The organism is Lysinibacillus sp. NPDC097287 (assembly GCF_044761695.1).
Classification (GTDB): Bacteria; Bacillota; Bacilli; order Bacillales_A; family Planococcaceae; genus Lysinibacillus.
In genome coordinates this window covers 1-19,271 of record NZ_JBIWCX010000022.1, presented here as the reverse complement: position 1 = coordinate 19,271, position 19,271 = coordinate 1, and the positions used below count along the sequence as shown (strand labels likewise).

The 19,271-nt window shown below is 36.8% G+C and carries 16 protein-coding genes; 7 read left to right on the top strand and 9 right to left on the bottom strand.

The window, feature by feature from the left end:
* On the bottom strand, positions 1-1,035 hold the full coding sequence (locus ACIQ2D_RS20500; RefSeq protein ID WP_402867157.1) for an ABC transporter permease: 1,035 nt from the start codon (positions 1,033-1,035) through the stop codon (positions 1-3).
* Positions 998-2,548, bottom strand: coding sequence for a sugar ABC transporter ATP-binding protein (locus ACIQ2D_RS20495; RefSeq protein WP_402867156.1), 1,551 nt, complete (start codon positions 2,546-2,548; stop codon positions 998-1,000). Before ACIQ2D_RS20495 ends, ACIQ2D_RS20500 begins: the two co-directional genes overlap by 38 nt.
* Positions 2,549-2,811: 263 nt before the next feature.
* Between ACIQ2D_RS20495 and ACIQ2D_RS20490 the strand changes: the two genes are divergently transcribed.
* Together ACIQ2D_RS20490 and ACIQ2D_RS20485 are read left to right on the top strand one after the other, a co-directional pair.
* On the top strand, positions 2,812-3,663 hold the full coding sequence (locus ACIQ2D_RS20490) for a DUF6612 family protein (RefSeq protein WP_402867155.1): 852 nt from the start codon (positions 2,812-2,814) through the stop codon (positions 3,661-3,663).
* A gap of 96 nt (positions 3,664-3,759) precedes the next feature.
* Entirely contained in the window at positions 3,760-4,521 is a 762-nt protein-coding gene (locus ACIQ2D_RS20485; RefSeq protein WP_402867154.1) for a GNAT family N-acetyltransferase, read from the top strand.
* Positions 4,522-4,940: 419 nt separating this feature from the next.
* Here the strand turns inward: ACIQ2D_RS20485 and ACIQ2D_RS20480 are convergent, their stop codons facing one another.
* Positions 4,941-6,407 carry a protein adenylyltransferase SelO gene (locus ACIQ2D_RS20480; protein ID WP_402867153.1) on the bottom strand — a complete coding sequence of 489 codons (1,467 nt, stop codon included), beginning with the start codon at positions 6,405-6,407 and terminating at the stop codon, positions 4,941-4,943.
* A gap of 69 nt (positions 6,408-6,476) precedes the next feature.
* Complete coding sequence (locus ACIQ2D_RS20475; protein WP_402867152.1) at positions 6,477-7,004, bottom strand: D-glycero-alpha-D-manno-heptose-1,7-bisphosphate 7-phosphatase; 528 nt, start codon at positions 7,002-7,004, stop codon at positions 6,477-6,479.
* Positions 7,005-7,160: 156 nt separating this feature from the next.
* Here ACIQ2D_RS20475 and ACIQ2D_RS20470 point away from each other — a divergent pair, with 156 nt between their 5' ends.
* Complete coding sequence (locus tag ACIQ2D_RS20470; protein WP_402867151.1) at positions 7,161-8,012, top strand: DegV family protein; 852 nt, start codon at positions 7,161-7,163, stop codon at positions 8,010-8,012.
* A gap of 200 nt (positions 8,013-8,212) precedes the next feature.
* Here ACIQ2D_RS20470 and ACIQ2D_RS20465 read toward each other — a convergent pair whose 3' ends face one another.
* Both ACIQ2D_RS20465 and ACIQ2D_RS20460 read right to left on the bottom strand, forming a co-directional pair.
* Positions 8,213-8,632, bottom strand: coding sequence for a universal stress protein (locus ACIQ2D_RS20465; RefSeq protein ID WP_402867150.1), 420 nt, complete (start codon positions 8,630-8,632; stop codon positions 8,213-8,215).
* A gap of 119 nt (positions 8,633-8,751) precedes the next feature.
* Positions 8,752-9,825 carry a PQQ-dependent sugar dehydrogenase gene (locus ACIQ2D_RS20460; protein WP_402867149.1) on the bottom strand — a complete coding sequence of 358 codons (1,074 nt, stop codon included), beginning with the start codon at positions 9,823-9,825 and terminating at the stop codon, positions 8,752-8,754.
* A 324-nt stretch (positions 9,826-10,149) separates the two neighbouring features.
* Here ACIQ2D_RS20460 and ACIQ2D_RS20455 point away from each other — a divergent pair, with 324 nt between their 5' ends.
* From ACIQ2D_RS20455 to ACIQ2D_RS20440, 4 genes are all read left to right on the top strand, one after another.
* Positions 10,150-11,196 (top strand): DUF2332 domain-containing protein, encoded by a 1,047-nt coding sequence (locus tag ACIQ2D_RS20455; RefSeq protein WP_402867148.1) that lies wholly within the window; start codon positions 10,150-10,152, stop codon positions 11,194-11,196.
* Positions 11,197-11,362: 166 nt separating this feature from the next.
* Positions 11,363-12,367, top strand: a complete 1,005-nt coding sequence (locus ACIQ2D_RS20450) for a nucleoid-associated protein (RefSeq protein WP_402867147.1) — start codon at positions 11,363-11,365, stop codon at positions 12,365-12,367.
* A gap of 228 nt (positions 12,368-12,595) precedes the next feature.
* The gene (locus ACIQ2D_RS20445; protein ID WP_402867146.1) at positions 12,596-13,465 is read left to right on the top strand and encodes a DMT family transporter; all 870 of its coding nucleotides are present in this window, start codon (positions 12,596-12,598) and stop codon (positions 13,463-13,465) included.
* Positions 13,466-14,008: 543 nt separating this feature from the next.
* The gene (locus ACIQ2D_RS20440) at positions 14,009-17,503 is read left to right on the top strand and encodes a S8 family peptidase (protein ID WP_402867145.1); all 3,495 of its coding nucleotides are present in this window, start codon (positions 14,009-14,011) and stop codon (positions 17,501-17,503) included.
* A gap of 741 nt (positions 17,504-18,244) precedes the next feature.
* On the opposite strand, the gene ACIQ2D_RS20435 is transcribed toward ACIQ2D_RS20440, so the two are convergent.
* From ACIQ2D_RS20435 to ACIQ2D_RS20425, 3 genes are all read right to left on the bottom strand, one after another.
* Positions 18,245-18,478: a helix-turn-helix domain-containing protein gene (locus ACIQ2D_RS20435; protein WP_402867144.1), complete on the bottom strand. Its 234-nt coding sequence runs from the start codon at positions 18,476-18,478 to the stop codon at positions 18,245-18,247.
* Positions 18,479-18,488: 10 nt separating this feature from the next.
* Positions 18,489-18,971 carry a DUF2975 domain-containing protein gene (locus tag ACIQ2D_RS20430; protein ID WP_402867143.1) on the bottom strand — a complete coding sequence of 161 codons (483 nt, stop codon included), beginning with the start codon at positions 18,969-18,971 and terminating at the stop codon, positions 18,489-18,491.
* 215 nt (positions 18,972-19,186) lie between these two features.
* The coding region (locus ACIQ2D_RS20425; RefSeq protein WP_402867181.1) for a cold-shock protein at positions 19,187-19,271 on the bottom strand (85 nt) is incomplete at its 5' end.

The following is a 19,271-nucleotide window of genomic DNA, read 5'->3' as shown; positions in this document are numbered from 1 at the left end:
TCATAACCTCCTCCGCAACAAGTTATTTCTTTCTACACCACGCTTCACCATAACATTCAGTAAAACTGCGGCTAAAATAATAAATCCTTCAATACCCTTTTGCCAAAATGGGGATACATTTAATAGTGGTAGTGCATTATTTAATATCCCGATTAGTAGCGCGCCTAATATAACACCACTTAATTTTCCAGCTCCACCTGCTATGCTGACACCGCCTAAAATGCACGCTGCAATTACACTTAATTCAAAACCTGTTGCTGTATCACCTTGCGCAGACGCATATTTCGATACCCATAAAATACCTGCTAATCCTGATAACCCGCCCATTATTGTATAAACAAGCAAGAAAATTTTCTTCTCACTTATTCCCGTAACCTTTGCAGATTCAGGATTACTACCGACCGCATAAATTTGTCTACCTGTTCTCGTATGTCCAATGAAATAAAATGCTAGTACATAGACAATTATCACGATAATTACAAGTGTATTCACACCTAAAATAGAGCTCGTGGCTATACCTACAAAGCTTTCAGACATTTGATAAGAGCTAATCCACTTCCCATCGCTCACCATATATGTAAAGCCTCGATAAATATTCATCATCGCTAATGTTGCGATAATCGGCAGTACCCCTAAATACGATACGAGCCCTCCAATAACAAGACCGCAAATTAGACCAATGCCAATTCCCATTAATACTGCAATAACAGGAGATGTCTGTGGATTATTGCTGACAAATTGCGCTACAATCATTCCTGAAAGTGCAATCGTTGCACCAATTGATAAATCGATGCCCCTTGTTATAAGGACTAACATCATACCTACAGCTAAAATAAGGAGAATCGCTGTATTGGTCATCATATCCGTCATATTTTCTATTGTTAAAAAGCTATTATTGCGAAGTTGTACTCCAACCATTAACAAGATAATAAAAACTAACAAACCAATCTCTCTAAACTGTCCGATTTTAGCAAGCTTAGAGGCTTTCTTTTCTTCACTAGAGAGTAGTGGTGATTCTATCATGTTTGTCGACATCTACTTCACCTCCTTGCTGCACATCGCCCATCGCGGCAGCAAGAATTTTTTCTTGCGTAACCTCATGTGCACCCATTATCTGTACCAGTCTCCCTTCACGCATTACGGCTACTCGATCACTCAATCCAATAATTTCTGGCATTTCAGAGGATACTAAAATCACACCATATCCTTCGTTTGCAAGCTCGTTAATAATTTCATAAATTGCCGTTTTAGCGCCAATATCTACACCCTTTGTAGGTTCATCTAAAATTATGACTTCTAAATTAGACGTCAGTAGTTTAGCAACTGAGATTTTCTGTTGATTTCCTCCAGAAAGTGAACTTACTAGATCGAATACACTTTGCGCCTTAACATGAAGCTTTTCTGCTAGTTCCTTCGCCTTGAGTGCCTCATTTTTTTCTTTTAGCCAGCCCTTCACTGAAAACTTTTCTAGCATTGGCAGGGTAATATTACGCCCAATTCCCCACTGTAAGATAAGCCCAGATTTTTGACGATCCTCTGGCAAATAACCAATTCCTCTATTCATCGCATCTTTTGGATTTTTAAATTTTACTTTATGCCCATGAAGATAAATGAAACCGTTATCATAATTTTCGATACCTGCTAGTGTTTCACATAGCTCTGTCCGCCCGGCCCCAACTAGCCCTGTTAAACCCAAAATTTCACCTTTATGGAGCGAAAAAGACACATCTGCGAAATAACCTATTTTCCTTAAATTTTCTACACGAAACACTTCATTACTAATGACATGATCCTTTTTCGGAAACACCTGATTTATTTCTCGTCCAACCATTGCAATAATGAGATTATCATTCGTTATGGCATCAACTGGCCATGAACCAATATATTTTGCATCTCGCAACACAGTTACCTGAGATGCAAGACGATACATATCTTCAAAACGATGTGAAATAAAAATAATAGCTGTTCCTTGCTCTCGTAATGCTTCCGTAATACGATAAAGTTCTTCACTCTCTCTTGCTGTTAATGCCGCTGTGGGTTCATCCATAATGATGATGCGTGCTTTCGTTGAAATCGCCTTAGCTATTTCTACAATTTGTTGCTGTGCAACACTCAATGTGCCCATTTCTTGTTTTGGATTGATGGATGAACCTAGAGAAGTAAGTATTGACTTTGCCTCTTCATGCATCTCTTTCCAAAGAATCCGCTTTGTTGTAGTGCTAATTTTTTCATGGCCCATAAAAATATTTTCAGTGACATTCAAATCAGGATAATTCGTCGCATGCTGATAAATGGCTGCGATTCCTAATGCCTTTGCCTCATTTGGATTTGTAAATGATACCGGCTTGCCATCTAAAAACATTTCTCCTTCATCTGCTTTATGAACGCCGGTAATAACCTTAATAAATGTTGACTTCCCTGCCCCATTTTCACCCATCAACGCATGAATTTGCCCTGTTTTCAACACAAAAGAAACATTATTTAATGCTATTACGCCTGGAAATTTTTTTGTAATGCCCTTTAACTCCAATACAATTTCTCCAGTCATTCACCTACACCACCTTCATTAATACTATTCTATCTATTCTGTTTTTTTAGTGTAAGGCGTTAATTTTCGGAAATAGGTAGATATTCTTCGGCTTATTAAAAATGGTTTTTCTGATTTACCAAGATAAAATGTTACATAAATGCACAATATAAGCACTCAAACGAAAATTACAGCACTTTTAAATGATTTTTCTGAAACTTCATCGTTTTTTATTCGTATACACAATTATCGAATGTTTTTATAAAGAATAGGAGCTGAACAGGATGAACAAATTTTTTGCCGTTTTAAGTGCTGGTGCCGTGGCACTTATTTTGACAGCGTGTAACACCGGCGCAACACCAACGAAAGATACAACGGCGACAAGCAAGTTAACATTAGAGCAAGTGTATGATAAGGCAATGGAGCGTCAAGCAGACATCAAGAGTATGAGTGCGAGTATGGACATGGAGCAAGTGATGAAATTCGGAGCCGGCGATGAGTCTATGGAGATGAATATGGATTCTCAGATGGACATCGATATGATTGCCAAACCACTTGCTATGCATCTCTCTGGTACTATGACAGTACCTGATATGTTTGGCGAAGGCGATGAAAATTCTAGCATGCCGATTGAAATGTATATGAAGCAGGAGCAAGGCTTCTTTATGAAAGATCCAACAACAGAAGGCTGGATGAAATTACCGAATGAACAATTCGACGCGATCCTTGATCAAACAGCTTCATCTGCTAATGCGAAAGAACAACTTGAACAGCTAAAACAATATATCGACGACTTTACATTTGAACAGACTGACGATACGTATGTATTAACGTTAAATGCACAAGGCGATGCCTTTAAAGAGCTCATCCAATCAGAGTTGGATAAATCCCTTGGGACTAGCGAGAACCCTCTTGGTGACTTATCAATAGAGAAAGCGAACTACGTAATCTATATCGATAAAGAAACGTTCGATACAAACAAAATGGACATGGAATTCGATTTAATAATGAGTGTAGAAGGTCAAGAGGCAGCTATTCAAACAAAGTCTGTAGTTACCTATACGGAAATCAATAATCTAGATTCAATTGATATCCCTCAAAGCATTATCGACAAGGCAACAGTTGTTGAAAATTAAACCAATTAAAAAGCCAATTACTGAATTATTTTCAGCAATTGGCTTTACTTATCTGGAAATCTATTATGATATTTGCGAAAGGTCGTGATGTGGGAAATGGATTATATTCAAATTACAACAGACAATATTGAACATGAACATATTTGCTGCGCTTTAGGTGCCAAACAATATGAAAAAGCTGTCGCTGAGAAAAAGCAATGGTTGACCGAGCGAATGGTTGAGGGGTTAGTGTTTTACCGTTTAAACGAACGTGCGAAAGTTTTCATTGAATATTTACCTGCTGAAATGGCATGGTCCCCTATTCAAGCACCGAATTACATGTATATCAATTGTTTATGGGTTTCGGGTAAATATAAAAATAATGGCTGTGCAAAACAATTACTCGAACATTGTAAAGAGGATGCCATCTCACCTGGCATGAATGGGCTTGTACATATTACAGGAAAGAAAAAACTTCCGTACTTAAGTGATACTCATTTCTTTGAACATTTAGGTTTTAAACCAGTAGACCAAGCCGAGCCCTATTTTCAATTAATGACACTAACATGGAATGATCACGCAGTCGAACCTACTTTTAAAGAGCAGATAAAAACACCCTCTATCGAAAAAGGTATTGCTATTTACTATACAGCCCAATGTCCATTCGCTGTTGGTATTTTGGACGACCTAAGTGAAGTAGCAGAAAACAAAAAAATACCCTTCCAAGCTCATAGAATTACAACGAAGGAAGCAGCACAAAATGCACCTACTATATGGACAACTTTTGGTTTATTCTATAATGGACAATTCATCACACATGAAATAATGAGTCCAAATAAATTCGATAAATTACTCACTAAACTACTTTTAGAACAATGATACTATCACTATTAGAATGAAGTAGATCAGACTCATTACGGCGTTTCTGTTCTTTGTGTTTACACACTCTATTTAACAACTACGAGTACCAACATCTTTACCCTTCTCACACTAATCTCCCTTACTATTATTAGAAATACTAACGCGGTTGCTAAGACGGATGTTGATCTTAATGGTAGTTGATAATACACATGCTAACAACAAAAGTAACACACCTAGATTTTTCATAATTTCCTCCCTTTCGAAATACAGAATATCTTATGCAATATATTAATGCTCACTCTATTTTATTCCCTAAATCAAAAAGACCCAGTTCTCACGTTAGGTGAAAACTAGGTCTTTGATATATGGGGTGATTCAACAAAAGACTCTCTCAATAGCTCCCTGCAACGAAAAATCTTTTTAGTTTACCTTTTACATCATGTGCCGCAAAATGTTTGGTAAGGGCAGTTTGATTGCAGTGGTAGCGTTGCATATTCGTCCTGTTCAGGTAAGTGCGCAAATGGGTTAGAAAGAATTTTAAGAAGCCGCTCCATCACACTGTAATCACCTTGTTCTACCGCAGCTTCAAGTGCCTCTTCTACTCGGTGGTTACGAGGGATTACCGCTGGATTATTGTCTTTCATCAATTGCTGTACGGAGGCTTTTGATTCCTGCTGCCTTGCGAGTCTCGCCTGCCATTTCTCATACCAATGGTTAAACTCTTCGATGTCAAATAGAACTGTATCTTCCGGTTTATCAAACGTTAATGCGCGGAAGGTGTTCGTATAATCCGCCTGATATTTGTGCATCAAACTGAAAAGTTCTTCAATAAGCAACTCATCCTGCTCCTCTTCGTTAAACATTCCCAGTTTTGCTCGCATCCCTGCTAGCCAAGTAGTGTAATATAATTTAGGGAAATCTTGAATGGCTTCTTGGGCAAGGTTGAGGGCTTCTTCTTCATCGTCATGTAATAGTGGTAAGAGTGTTTCTGCAAATCGTGCAAGATTCCATCCAGCAATACGTGGCTGATTACCGTAGGCATAGCGTCCCTGAGTATCAATCGAACTGAAAACTGTTGCTAGATCATACGTATCCATAAATGCACAAGGGCCATAATCAATGGTTTCTCCACTAATCGTCATGTTGTCAGTGTTCATTACCCCATGTATAAAGCCAACCAATTGCCATTTAGAGATTAACGATGCCTGACGCTTAATAACCTCTCGAAGTAAGTTAAGATAGCGGTTCTCATCAGCTTTAATATATGGATAATGTCTTTGTAACGTATAATCAGCTAACGCGCGGAGGTCCTCAACTGTTCCCCACTGCGCTACATATTGGAAAGTTCCAACGCGTAAGTGACTAGCAGCTACACGCGTCAAAATGGCACCAGGAAGCTCTGTTTCACGGATGATTGACTCTCCAGTTGTTACTACCGCTAAGCTACGAGTAGTTGGAATACCGAGCGCATGCATGGCTTCACTCATGATGTATTCACGCAGCATCGGTCCTAGTGCTGCCCGACCGTCCCCTCTGCGCGAGTAAGGCGTTCTACCTGAACCTTTGAGCTGAATATCAACCCGTTCATTCAATGGTGTGATTTGTTCACCAAGCAGAATCGCTCGACCGTCCCCTAACATCGTAAAATGACCGAATTGATGGCCCGCATATGCCTGTGCAAGAGGAAAACCACCTTCAGGAATGCGATTACCAGCAAGGATTTCTACTCCTTCATCAATTTTTAATGCTTGAGCGTTCAATCCCAATGATTTAGCCAATGAATCATTGAAAATGATCAATTTTGGCGAGCGTACCGGATTGAGGTCAAGACTAGTAAAAAGTAATTCGGGCAGTCGGGCATAACTGTTGTCTAAGTTCCATCCTGCTTCTAGTTTTTTTGTCATTGTATCCCCTTTTCTTCTTTCGTTTTTGTATCTTTTAGTGTCTGCTGCTAACAATTGATTATACACTTTCTATATTCTTGAATCCTCTATTATCCAATCCACGGCACTAATTAAATCCGGGAAAACGGCGTCGGCAAGAAGATCACTTTTCCCTAAGAATACGCCTTTTGTTCCCGCCCTCTTTCCTGCAATAATGTCTGTATCGGTATCCCCTACCATATAGGACTGGGATAACTCAACATCATATTTTTCACTTAGATCTACAATTAATTTACTTTTCGGCTTACGACATTCACAGCCCGCTTTTGGCTTATGCGGACAATATGCCACATCGTGAATTGTTGCCCCTCGCTTCTTTAATTCTGCAATCATATGGTCATGGATTTTTTTGAGCTGCGATTCTTTCATAAAGCCCAATCCAACACCTCCTTGATTTGTTACAACAAAGATAAAATCAAAGTAATCGTTCAATTTCTTAATCGCTTCTGGCACACCTGGTAGGAAATATAGCTCCTGAGGTTTATTCACAAATTTCACACGATCCGTTAGCACTTCATTTATTACGCCATCACGATCCAAAAATACTGCCTTTTTCATTACGCTCACACCTTTACATTAAATAACACGCTTCATTTTGGACTTTCATCCAACAATATATTTTTTCATATGATAAGTATAACCAGTAAATTCACCTTTCAATGTCGAATGAGGATTGTTCATTTATTTCATTAATTAGAAAGAGGTGCATTGTATATGATAGAAAAAATTGCATGGGTAACAGATACGTCGGCATATTTAAGTGACTCATTTATCGAAAAATGGAACATACATGTATTTTCAATTAGTGTGATATTTGAAGAAGGTGCTTTTAGAGAAAAGGTAGAACTAACACAGGCTGAATTTTACGAAAAGATGCGAAATGCAAAAGTCCTTCCGACAACCTCTCAGCCCCTTTTGGGGGATATGGTGGATCTTTATAAACAATTAAAAGCGAGAGGGTATTCTTGTGCCATTGCCGTTCATCCAACAAGTCTATTGTCCGGAACGTATGAAAGCTCTATAGCTGCTGCAAAACAAGCGGACTTTCCCATTTATGCGATTGATTCAAAAATCATCTCCTATCCGATGCAAAAAATGATCGAAACGGGGCAGGCTCTCGAAACACAAGGAGTTAAAGCGCAAGACATTTCACAAGTTCTCGAGGGGATGACGAAACGTGTAGAGTTATCCGGTATTCCAGCAAACTTAACGCAACTCTATAAGGGTGGACGTGTACCCGGAATTGTCGCTTTACTTGGTAATTTACTAAAATTAAAGGTAATCGTATCCTTTCAAAATGGGCGTGTTGTATTAAAGGATAAAGTACGCACCTATAAACGCGCCAAAGAATATGTAACCGAATTACTTCGTAAAGAATTAAATCAATCCACGATTACGGAAGTGGCAATTGTCCATAGCAACAATGATCGAGATGCCGGGCATTGGAAAGCAGAACTCCAAGCCGAATTCCCTTCCATTCAGTTTATAATCTTTCCTTTGAGCGCTAGTATAAGCGTCCATACGGGAGAAGGCACAACGGGCCTCAGTTGGGTAAGGGATCGTTAATGCGATTAATAGTTAAATTCTTCTTTAGCTGGCGTAACTACGTCAAGATTTCATCGACTTAATTACGCCATTCAATTATGCAAAGGAAAGACATTCAATGTCGTCGTATTCTCCACAAAAAAAAACGCCTTAACCCCCTATTATTAAAGGATTTAAAGCGTTTCACTTTTATCTAATTCTTCTATTTGTCACAATGTTTATTAACGAACTAGTAACACTTCACACTTAGCTAGGCGAACGATGCGCTCTGCTACTGAACCAATCACCATTTTCTCAAATTGATTGACACCTGTTGCACCACACACGATTAACTCGACATCAGGAAGCCCTGTCAGAATTACCTTAGGAGAACCCATTTCTACAACAGCTTCTACATTCGCTACACCTGCTGCTACCGCTTCATTTTTCAACTTTTCTATTTGAATCAGGTTTTCTTCTTTAAGTTTCTCCGCATATTTTAAATCATATGCCGGAACAGATCCAAATGACTTTGTGTCAACAACATTGACTAATTGCAAAGTAGCTCCACTCTCTTTCGCTACATTTACTGCACGATTAAACGCCTTCAAAGACTGTTCAGAAAAATCAATTGCTACTGCGATTTTGTTATATTTAGTCATTATCATATTCCTCCTAGAAGTTTATTCAATCATATTAAATTTTACACTATTTTTAGATAAGTAAAACTAATTTGATAGTATTGTTGGAAAATTGACTTTTAGCAAGATTCGTAGATATATTAATCCAAATCTAAAAGTGAAACTCTATATAACTTGTCGTCATTCTCCTCTGGATTACCACGTCCATCAGTATTATTGCTAATAAAATAAAGGAAATCATCCTCTACTAAGATATCTCGAATTCTGCCAAGTCCCGTAATTATTTCTCTTTGTTCACCTTTAGCGAGGTCAAACTCTAAAACTGCAGTTCCTCTTAACGCCGCGACGTACAATTTACCATTATAATAACCCATTCCTGAAGGAGCCCAAGTTGCATTGCTTCCAGATGTAAATAGAGGCGTAACCATCCCCTCTTGTTCTTCAAGTCCTTCGATAAATGGCCAACCATAATTTTTACCCGCTTTTATTTTGTTTATCTCATCATAGGCTGAATTACCGTGCTCACTAGCATAGAGTGTGCCGTCAGTCGACCAGGTAATTCCTTGAGGATTGCGATGACCATAACTATACACATCAGAGTCGGGAAATGGATTATCACTTGGTATTGATCCATCTAAATTCATTCTGAAAATTTTCCCGCCTAATGATTTTGGGTCCTGTGCGATTGATGGTTGACTCGCATCACCTGCTGTTGCATAAAGTTTGCCATCAGGACCAATTTTAAGCCTTCCACCTTGATGGTAGCTACCACTAGGGATTTTATCAAGGACCAAGCTATCTTCCTTCCAAAGATTATCTTCATGTCGCAGTGTTACAATACGGTTAAATTGTCCGGAACTGTCCTCGTAGGTATAATAAGCATAAGCAAGTTTCGATTCTGGGAAATCTGGAGCAATTACAAACCCTAATAACCCTGCCTCCGAAGCAGTTGCAAGTTCTTTTTTGAGCTCTACACCTTGTCTATCTATTGCTCCATTTTCTATCTTCACGATGTTTCCTGATCTTTCCGATAAATAGAAAGTGTCTCCTAACTTCTCAATCGACCATGGTATTTCTAGATTGTCCGCGATGGCTACGAGTTCCTTATTGGATGCTGTGGTATCTTTAAGAATTTCATTTTTTTGTTGCTGGTTTTGAGAACACCCTACTATTAAAAGAATTGTCAATAATGGTAGAACTAAAGCTTTCTTCAACTACAATCACTCCCCTTTTCAAAATTGATTATTACATTATCATTTATCCTCAATTTTATTTTTCACACAGAAGTTTAATAGTCTATATGTTGAGCTTACGAATTAAAGTAACGTTAGTTGTATTTAATATCTTTAAAATCACTGCTACAGAAGTATTAAATTCCATCTGAATATTAAAAAAAGTCTACATACCATGCAATTAAAGTAGATATAGTTCGTTACTTTTATATCGCCATTTGAAACAATCATTTTACTCGAAGAAGGGAATTTAGGCGGATTATCGAATGTAATTGTGAAGATCAATCAATTTCTAGGAGGGGTTATATGTTAATTAGGGAAACGTTATCTACTACATTTACTAATTTCGCAGAAAACGAATGTAAAGGTTCTAGCGTATTGTACGAACACTTTGCTCTAGAAATCTCAAAGGATAATGAACTACTAGATTTATGCACCAATGCACGTAAAGGACAACCTGTTCCAAATTTACTTTTTGGTGCAGTTCATTTCCTTTTACTCAAAGGGAGTGAACACATATTAAAGGAATTCTACCCTAGTTTAGTAAGTAACCCTAAACCTCCTAGTGAATCATATGAATATTTCAAGGATTTTTGTCTACTCAACATAAAGGAAATCATTCAAATTTTACAAACAAAACTTGTCCAGACAAATGAGGTTCGTAGGTGTGCATACCTCTACCCCGTCTTTAGTTTTATATATGAAAAAACAAAGAAACCACTAGCACTTATTGAAATTGGAACAAGTGCAGGGTTACAACTATTATGGGATAAATATTCTTATACAATTAACAATAAAGATTTAGTTGGAAATCTAGATTCAACACTACAAATTTCAACAGTATGTATCGGAGATGAATTACCATTCCTAAAACCAACCTCTCCACCCGTTTCAACAAGAATAGGTATTGATTTAAATATCGTAGATTTAACGAACGAGGAAGAACTGCTTTGGCTAAAGGCACTGATTTGGCCTGAACACAAAGAAAGACTGATATTACTTGAACAAGCTGCTAACTATGTTATAGATGCTTCTATTCAATTCGTTGAAGGAGATGGCGTTGCTCTATTAAATACTTTCGTTGATAAAATCGCCATGGATCAAACAATTTGTATATATCATACTCACGTAGCCAACCAAATGCCAATCGAGACAAGAAAATCGCTGTTAGATATTATTGAATCCATCGGGAAAAATAAGGATGTTTTTCATATTTACAATAATATTCAGGATAAATATTTACACCTCGATTATTATATTAACGGATTGGAACATACACAAACTATTGCTGAAACGGATGGTCATGGAAGATGGTTTAAATGGTTAGTTAAAAATGAGTTGGGGCTACAATAATAAAAAAAGCGTTCCTTAATTTTCGTGGAACGCCACACGATTAAAAAGAAACCACCTTCTCTCTTTCACCAAAAAATAATCATAACTCTATGTAAAACACATGAAAATTGTGTGCTGAGTATGATATGGTAGATTATCTACAACTAATGATTAGAAGGTGAAGACCATGCTAGAAGTAAGTGACAGTATATTAGCACAGTATGTCGTACACTATGTAAGCGACACGCTTGTTTTTGGAGAAGAGGCATTCACGCGTCCAGAGGTCATGCTTGAAGCAGCCTTTACACAATTAGCGTTTAACAAACTCGACTTTGACCAACAATATGAATTTTTTCACGAAACGGATATTGGATTAAATGAAGTGCATACGTATGTGAAGTCTATTTTCGATAATGAGAATAATTTCCTTGAACAATCGAAGCATATCGCCACTCACTTACAAAGTTCATCTAGGCATCCTAATATTAAAAGTGGTGAATTGTTTATTGGATACTTCGAAAATTGTTTAATGTCTACAGAGGCAAAAAAGGTAATTGCCATTGTAAAAATTGATGAAAAAGAAATGTTTTTAGATATAAAAAACGAACAAAATAAAATGACTGTAAGTGGCATCGACGGTATTAATGTTAAGAAAATCAATAATATGGCCGTAATCGTGGATATGGGGGCAGACGAAGCACCGGCTGTCTTTATGAAAACGAAAAAGAAAGAAGATGTCGTCTACTGGCAAGAACGCTTTTTAAAGGTTAAGGTAGCAGATGAACATTATCATAAAACGAATCTAGCATTAACAGAGTGTAAAAAATATATTTTAAAAGAAGAGAGTTTTACGAATACCGAGAAATTAGGGCTTTTAAACAAAACGCTCGATTATTTTAAAAATGAAGAAGAGTTTCAAGTAAATGATTATATTGAAACGGTATTTGAAAAGACAGAGCCAGCACAAAAAGATCTTATCGTAAATTCAGTAAAACCCTACGAAACAGTTATTTCCGAAAGCGCGATAGCAAAGGTAGAAAAAAGTTATAAACGAAAAATTAAACTCGACTCCAACATTGAGATTCAAGTGAACGTACAGAATATCGAGCAAGTGGATGAACTGATTGAGGTTGGCTACGATGAAGCAACGAATCGGAAGTTTTATAAAATTTATTTCCAGGAAGAGGTATAAGAAATAGCGATATAATCCCGCACCCATAAAAGTGGTGTGGGATTTTTAGTATGCCTATTACAAATTAGAATTTCACACTCCACACTACTTCTATATAAGTCGAATAGTAATCGTGAGGTACAACCACCTTTAGGGGATTAAATTGCTCCTACAAAAATATGTACGAAAGAAGCTGCTACACTTATAATGAGATAATAGTATTTCAATATAAGAACGGTGATGATTTATTTGTTAAAAGTTTATTCGTGGCTTACTTTATGTGTAATTGTATGGGGAAGTAATTTTGTATTTGGTAAAATGTTGGTTCAGCACTTCTCCCCTGCTATGCTAACGCTATTAAGACTTACTTTTATTGTCTTATTTTTAGTCGGTTTCGCTTTTTTAAAAAAGGGTTTTAAACGTGTGAGTAAATCAGATTTTCTTGCGCTTTTATTTTTAGGTGTTGTCGGTGTTTTTATTAACCAATGGTCTTTTTTCGTTGGATTACAAACAGCCGACCCAACCACATCAGCATTGGTTTTGGCGACCACACCTATTCTAACTGGCTTTTTAGCCGCTGCATTTTTAAAAGAAAAATTAACTATTCGTATGTTGATGGGATCTATCATAGCCATCACGGGTATTTATTTTGTTGTAACTAAAGGAAACTCATCCACATTGCATATTGACAAAGGTCTGCTATGGATTGTAGTGACGATGGTTACATTCGCAATTATGATTATTATAACAAGGGTGTTATCGGCACGGGTAGATCCCATTACCATTACGTTATATTCGAATATTGTTGGTTTAGTTGTAGCGATTCCATTTGTATTTTTATTTGACAAGCCGATTCGAGTAAGCGCTGATATTTCTGATTGGTCTTTATTAATCGGAACTGCAGTCGTTGTACACGGGATTGCCACACTCATATGGAATAATAACATTCGACATGTCGATGCTTCCAAAGCGTCTATACTCTCCAACTTGGAGCCATTCGTAGCAATGATTACAGGTTTACTACTATTATATAAACCGATTACTGGCGTAGAGATATTAGGTTCGTTATTTATTGTAGGAGGAGTAGTGTTTTCTACATATCAGCGAAAAAACGCATAGAACCTCACCTATTTTTATACAACTATAACTTGCTAGCAGAATTAATATCTAATCCAGCTGGCATTAACCTTAAAGAACAAAAATGTAAATCCACTTTTCTATCTAGGGAAAAGTGGATTTTTTAATAGAAGGTGAAGGCATATATTCTAATACTACAAATTATGCGCTCTGTATAAGAAGGCTGCGGCACGCGTCATCAGTTCATTTGGTCTAAAATCACCATGTCCCCTAAGGTAATTCCGAGGTCTGCATGGATTGATACGACAATTGAATAGGCTCTACGTTCTAATACTCCTATTGCATCAAGGATATGAATTCGGTCTGATTTAGATATGAACTCTTTATTGGTCCCAATGGAGTGTTCGACCTTCCATTCCTGCTACTAATGTTAGTATGCTGTTGCAACTTTTCATCATAAATAAAGTAGAAAGAATCATATATGTAAATTATTGTAGCAATTTCCTTATATGCGAAACTTTTCTATCGTTCATTCGTAATAGTATAGATGTGACTTAAATTAAATCACTGAAGGAGAGAAAACAATTGAAGGACTGGATTAAGAAATCAATCGCTGTAGTAGCATCTGCTGCACTAATGATTCCTGCTGCTTCTACCTTTGCAGAGGAACCACCAAAAACAGCGAAGAGTACTCTAGTTAGCAGTAAGGAACAATCGTTCAAGCAGTTCGAAAATCAAAAAGAATGGATTAGTAAGGATACAATTATCGTCAAGCATTCAGGTCTTGCAAAGAATGCACATAAAAAAATCGGCTCAAAAGTGATCCGATCTATCCCTTCATTAGGTTACGATGTTATCCAACTTAACAAGGGAATAACTTTAGAAAAAGCAGTTTCATATTATACACAGCAAAAAGGGGTTAAAAGTGTATCCCCAAGCTATGTGTATCATTCCTTTAACAAAGAAGTGGATCCTAAAAAAAAGGATATGTATCATCTAGACTTGCTTCAAATTGATAAAGCCTTAGAATTAGCAGGTGATTATGAAGTAAAAGTAGCAATTATCGATACTGGAGTGGATTTTAAACATCCAGATTTAAAATCTCAAGTGCTTCCACCTTATAATGCAGTGGCACCTGCAAATAGTTCTTATCCTGGTTACCATGGAACACATGTAGCAGGAATTATAGGAGCGGCAAAAGATAATGCTGTAGGAGGACATGGGATTAATCCAAAAGCCACGATTCTTCCAATTGACGTATTCAATGGAAAAGAAGGAGCCTACGATTTCGTCATTGCACAAGGAATACTTTACGCCATTGAGCAAGGCGCTGATGTTATTAACATGAGTCTTGGTGGCTATGGAGAATCTCCACTAATGCAGGAAGCTGTTAAGAAAGCGATTGATCAAGGAATTACCATTGTAGCAGCAGCGGGAAATGAATCGACAGATGATTACTCCTTCCCCGCTTCTTTCGAAGGTGTCATTAGCGTAGGTTCTACGAATGATAAAAACAAACTCTCAAGCTATTCAAACTATGGTCCATCGGTTAACTTGGTAGCTCCAGGTGAAGATGTATACAGTACTGTTCTTGATGTAAATAAAGGATCATCCTTTGTAAAAGAGAGCGGGACATCAATGGCATCTCCCATTGTTGCAGGCGTGGCGTCCCTACTAAAATCAAAATATCCAAATTTAAAGCCTCATGAAATAAAAGCTATTCTCGAAATGACCTCAAAGGATTTAGGTGAGAGGGGCTATGATCTCACATATGGACATGGGCTTGTCAATCCTGTGAAAGCATTACAGTTTGATTTAAAGAATCTACCTGAACAGTATTTAGAGACAAACGAAGAGCGTATGAAAAACGCCAAAGTCCTCGAAAAAAATATATTGAATACAGAAGAAGGGAAATTCAAGCAGCCAGACGAGAAAAAATGGTACAAGGTTGATCTAGAATCAAATGAATATGCTCAACTTACCTTAAAAGGGGCAAATAAATACGATTATGCATTTGATTTGTACTTCTACCCTACAGAAAACAAAGGCGAAGTTGAACCAATCAACGTCAATGATGTCCGCGTAGGAAAGCAAGAAGGTTATCTATATAAAGCAGACCAAAAAGGAACCCTTCTAGTTGGTGTAAAAGATCATAATGGTAGCTATAACATTAAAGGCGAGTCTAACTACATCTTCACAGCTCAAACAACTATAGAATTACCAATTGATTCATTAGATATGGACAAAGCGGATACTATCCAACAGTTCCCATTTAGTACAGAAGGAAAAAACTATACCCTACTTTCTAAAGATCAACAAAGAGACCAAGATTATTTCACATTTTCAGTAAAAGAACCAACAACGCTGAAATTTGATTTATCCGGTATACCAGGTGTTACAGCATCTATGGAGCTTTATCTAAAGGAAGATTTAAATACTGTACCGACAGAAGAAGTTGATGATGAGGAATTGTATGAGCCTTATCCAATGCAAGCATCCTACGGCACAGATAAAGGCGACGGAGCAAGTCTAATTATCGATGCTATTCCTGATCAAGAGTACGTACTAAGCGTATCCAATGAAAATGATAGCGATTCCCTACTTGATATGTTCATTAGCGGGGGCATTGAAATTGAAGAAAGTATAAGTGAATCAATCATTCCTTATACATTAAAAGGAGGAGTCATTACCCTCCCTGAAGATGAAGACGGGCTGCCATTAAATGAAGAAATACTAGAATACGACGTACAAATGGATTCATCATCTATCGATCAATCTAAAACAAAAGAACATCATAAAACGAATGATTTGATGGATATGTTACTGAGCCCAGATGCTATGGGAAGTCCGGAAGAAGTAGATTTAATCATGGAACATGCGATTAGTTTTGAGATAGAGAAAGATCAAAAAGCATACTTCCAAACAGAATATGATGAAGATTACTTCTCATTTAAAGCACAAGAAGATGCCGTATATGGTTTCCATCTAAAAAAAGGCATGAACCAAACACCATCTGGCACTATTTTTGAATACGATGAGGAAACAAAAGAATTATTACCGATTTCTTCATTAACTAATGAATTGGGGTTAATCGCTCTACTGCTTGGATCAACAAGTGATGAAAACGATGCAAAGACAATTGCATTGAAAAAGGACAAAACCTATGTTGTAAAAGTAGTCAATTATGGTGACCGTTCTTCAGAGCCATATACACTTAAAACAAGTAAAATGGCTGATATTCCAATAGACAATAATAGCGATATTAATACTCCAATGGAAGCTCTAACTATTCAACCTGGTACCACATATAATAATCATCTCATTTATCAAGATGATACTGATCACTATTATTATAAACAACGAGGCAAAGATGAAGTCTTGAGTCTTCTTGTTTCTTCTGTACCCTATACAACTGAACAGCTAAATCAATTACCTAAAGAACTTCAAAATGACTTAAAATTTTATGGCTCCATCATTGAAGACACAAATGGTAATATGCAAATTGATCCAAAAGAAATGGCAACAGAAGTTCCATTTGGACAAGGTGAGAGCCTAATTGAACAATTATTTGGTATTTTTGGGACAACAGATGTAAACACTTCTTTTAAAGCGAGAAATGGTTACGGATATTTTATTCTTATTAACGGAGTCAATCCTGAGCAAGTATCGATGCAACCATATAGTTTAACCATGTTTGATCATACAAGAGTAGATGAAGATGCAGATTCCAAGTTAGTCAATGGTATACCAACAAAACCATCTAAACTCACAAAAAAAGACGATACATGGGTAGCCACTCAATATCTAAATACAGGTATTCCATTTGGTGACAAGGACTATTTTGTATTTAACAATGACCGCAAACGCGATGTGTACTTCTCTCTGCAAACAGAAAAAGAACTAGATGGCGTCATCCGTATTATTGATGCAAAAGGAAAAACAGTCGAAACATTAGATTTGTACGGGGCTGACGACGTTGAAATCGGTACAGTCGAATTGGACAAAGGAACATACTATATTGAAGTAAGTGAATTATACGGCAAAGCTAGTACACAACCATATACACTTGAAATAAAATAAGAAATATATCCCCCTAGACTGAAAAATGAACTTAGTAGAAGAACTAAAATTTCGATGGGAGATAGTGTAGTAGAGGCACTCTTTTAAATCCATATTTTCAAAAAAGTGAAGGATTGTCCCCAAGATGATGAAAAATCTTGGGGTATTTTCTTTTATTTGTGTTTTAAGATATTCGGTAATATTTAAAATAAACAACATGATAGAATCCTTAATGAAATCTTAAAGTGATTGAAGCTCAAAGAAGTAAATGAAACTGATTCCAACAGACAATCATATTTCACTATAAAAAATTACAATGGATGTTATCTTGGGTTATCTCCTTCATTTACTTGATATGACCTTCGACAGAAAGGACTTTATGTTATATGACACACTCATCTAACCATACCTATTCTTCCATGAAGCTCATTTTCCTCTGAGCGGAAATTTGCCACCGGTTTCCTTCAGATTCCTTGTCAACACGGATACCCTTCTACTTAGCTAGCCACTAACTATTGCACCCTATAGATTACATCCATGCTGGGCGTAGCGAAAAAGCCTAGGATTAATTTTATCCTAGGCCTTTTACTTGATGGGTATGTTTATTTATGGACAGTGCGGGCCCTGCTAATTTAGGGAACTCCCCCGTTAGCACAATAACTGCTACTGTTGAAAAGGCAACTCGGTCTTAATAAATCCACATTTTAAAATTTTGTGTTACATCATGTTACAGTTCCTTTTAGCCAAATAAAAAAACGTCACCTATTCATTGTTACTATTTTCAGTACCTTCTTCAACTTTGTACTCTAAAATATCTCCCGGTTGGCATTCTAATGCTTTACAAATTGCCTCTAAAGTTGAAAGCCTAATTGCTTTTGCCTTTCCATTTTTCAATATAGAAATGTTAGCCATTGTTATGCCAACCTTCTCCGTTAATTCTGTAACACTCATTTTCCTTTTAGCCAACATCACATCAATATTGATGATTATCGCCATGTCATCCACCTCAAATCGTTAAGTCATTTTCTGATTTTATATCAATCGCTTCTTTTAACAGTTTTTGAAGAACAGCAGCAAAGACCGCAATCACAAATGAAGCAAAAATCATGACCATTCCGATTATAATGATACCTGGCGCGTCATCCCTCTCCGCTATGAGATAAAAGAGCGGCATGCCTACCACATACAAGATACTGATACTGAATGCACAGTATTTTATTTTTTTCAGAGAACTAACGGATAATTCCGAGAAAGCTTTATTCTTATCAATGTAGCTTAAAAGTTTAAAGGCTTGATACAACGCAAAGTAAAAAGGGATTGCCGTTGCATACAAATCGATTAAAAAGAGATATTTTATATAAGCATTATCTGGATACAATTCTGCTGCAAAATTCGCTATCTCGGGCACCAAAAAGATACACATAGCAAGAACTGGAATTCCAATAAGAATAACAGTTATCTTTAAAAAAAGTGTTGTTCCCGGTTTCATAAAAAGCACCTCACATATTAATTATTAACATAAATTTATCATACATTTTATCGTTTTACAATAAACCATTATTGTTTTTCGTTATTATTTATTACTTTAAAAGGGTGGAATTAAATAAATAACATCTACATCACATTGTTTGTGAAAAACTTACACACAAAAAAAAGAGACATCCTAATGAAAGGATGCCTCTTTTATGGTTACATCATTAAAAATTAAAGTTTTACGATGTTTGTAGCTTGTGGTCCACGTTGACCATCTTCTACTGAAAATTCAACTTTTTGACCTTCGTCAAGTGAT

What these genes read in the sequence shown, in the direction of transcription:
- ACIQ2D_RS20500 (WP_402867157.1), bottom strand. Translation starts at nt 1,035, where the DNA reads ATGTCGACAAACATGATAGAATCACCACTACTCTCTAGTGAAGAAAAG.
- ACIQ2D_RS20495 (WP_402867156.1), bottom strand. Translation starts at nt 2,548, where the DNA reads ATGACTGGAGAAATTGTATTGGAGTTAAAGGGCATTACAAAAAAATTT.
- ACIQ2D_RS20490 (WP_402867155.1), top strand. Translation starts at nt 2,812, where the DNA reads ATGAACAAATTTTTTGCCGTTTTAAGTGCTGGTGCCGTGGCACTTATT.
- ACIQ2D_RS20485 (WP_402867154.1), top strand. Translation starts at nt 3,760, where the DNA reads ATGGATTATATTCAAATTACAACAGACAATATTGAACATGAACATATT.
- ACIQ2D_RS20480 (WP_402867153.1), bottom strand. Translation starts at nt 6,407, where the DNA reads ATGACAAAAAAACTAGAAGCAGGATGGAACTTAGACAACAGTTATGCC.
- ACIQ2D_RS20475 (WP_402867152.1), bottom strand. Translation starts at nt 7,004, where the DNA reads ATGAAAAAGGCAGTATTTTTGGATCGTGATGGCGTAATAAATGAAGTG.
- ACIQ2D_RS20470 (WP_402867151.1), top strand. Translation starts at nt 7,161, where the DNA reads ATGATAGAAAAAATTGCATGGGTAACAGATACGTCGGCATATTTAAGT.
- ACIQ2D_RS20465 (WP_402867150.1), bottom strand. Translation starts at nt 8,632, where the DNA reads ATGACTAAATATAACAAAATCGCAGTAGCAATTGATTTTTCTGAACAG.
- ACIQ2D_RS20455 (WP_402867148.1), top strand. Translation starts at nt 10,150, where the DNA reads ATGTTAATTAGGGAAACGTTATCTACTACATTTACTAATTTCGCAGAA.
- ACIQ2D_RS20450 (WP_402867147.1), top strand. Translation starts at nt 11,363, where the DNA reads ATGCTAGAAGTAAGTGACAGTATATTAGCACAGTATGTCGTACACTAT.
- ACIQ2D_RS20435 (WP_402867144.1), bottom strand. Translation starts at nt 18,478, where the DNA reads ATGGCGATAATCATCAATATTGATGTGATGTTGGCTAAAAGGAAAATG.
- ACIQ2D_RS20430 (WP_402867143.1), bottom strand. Translation starts at nt 18,971, where the DNA reads ATGAAACCGGGAACAACACTTTTTTTAAAGATAACTGTTATTCTTATT.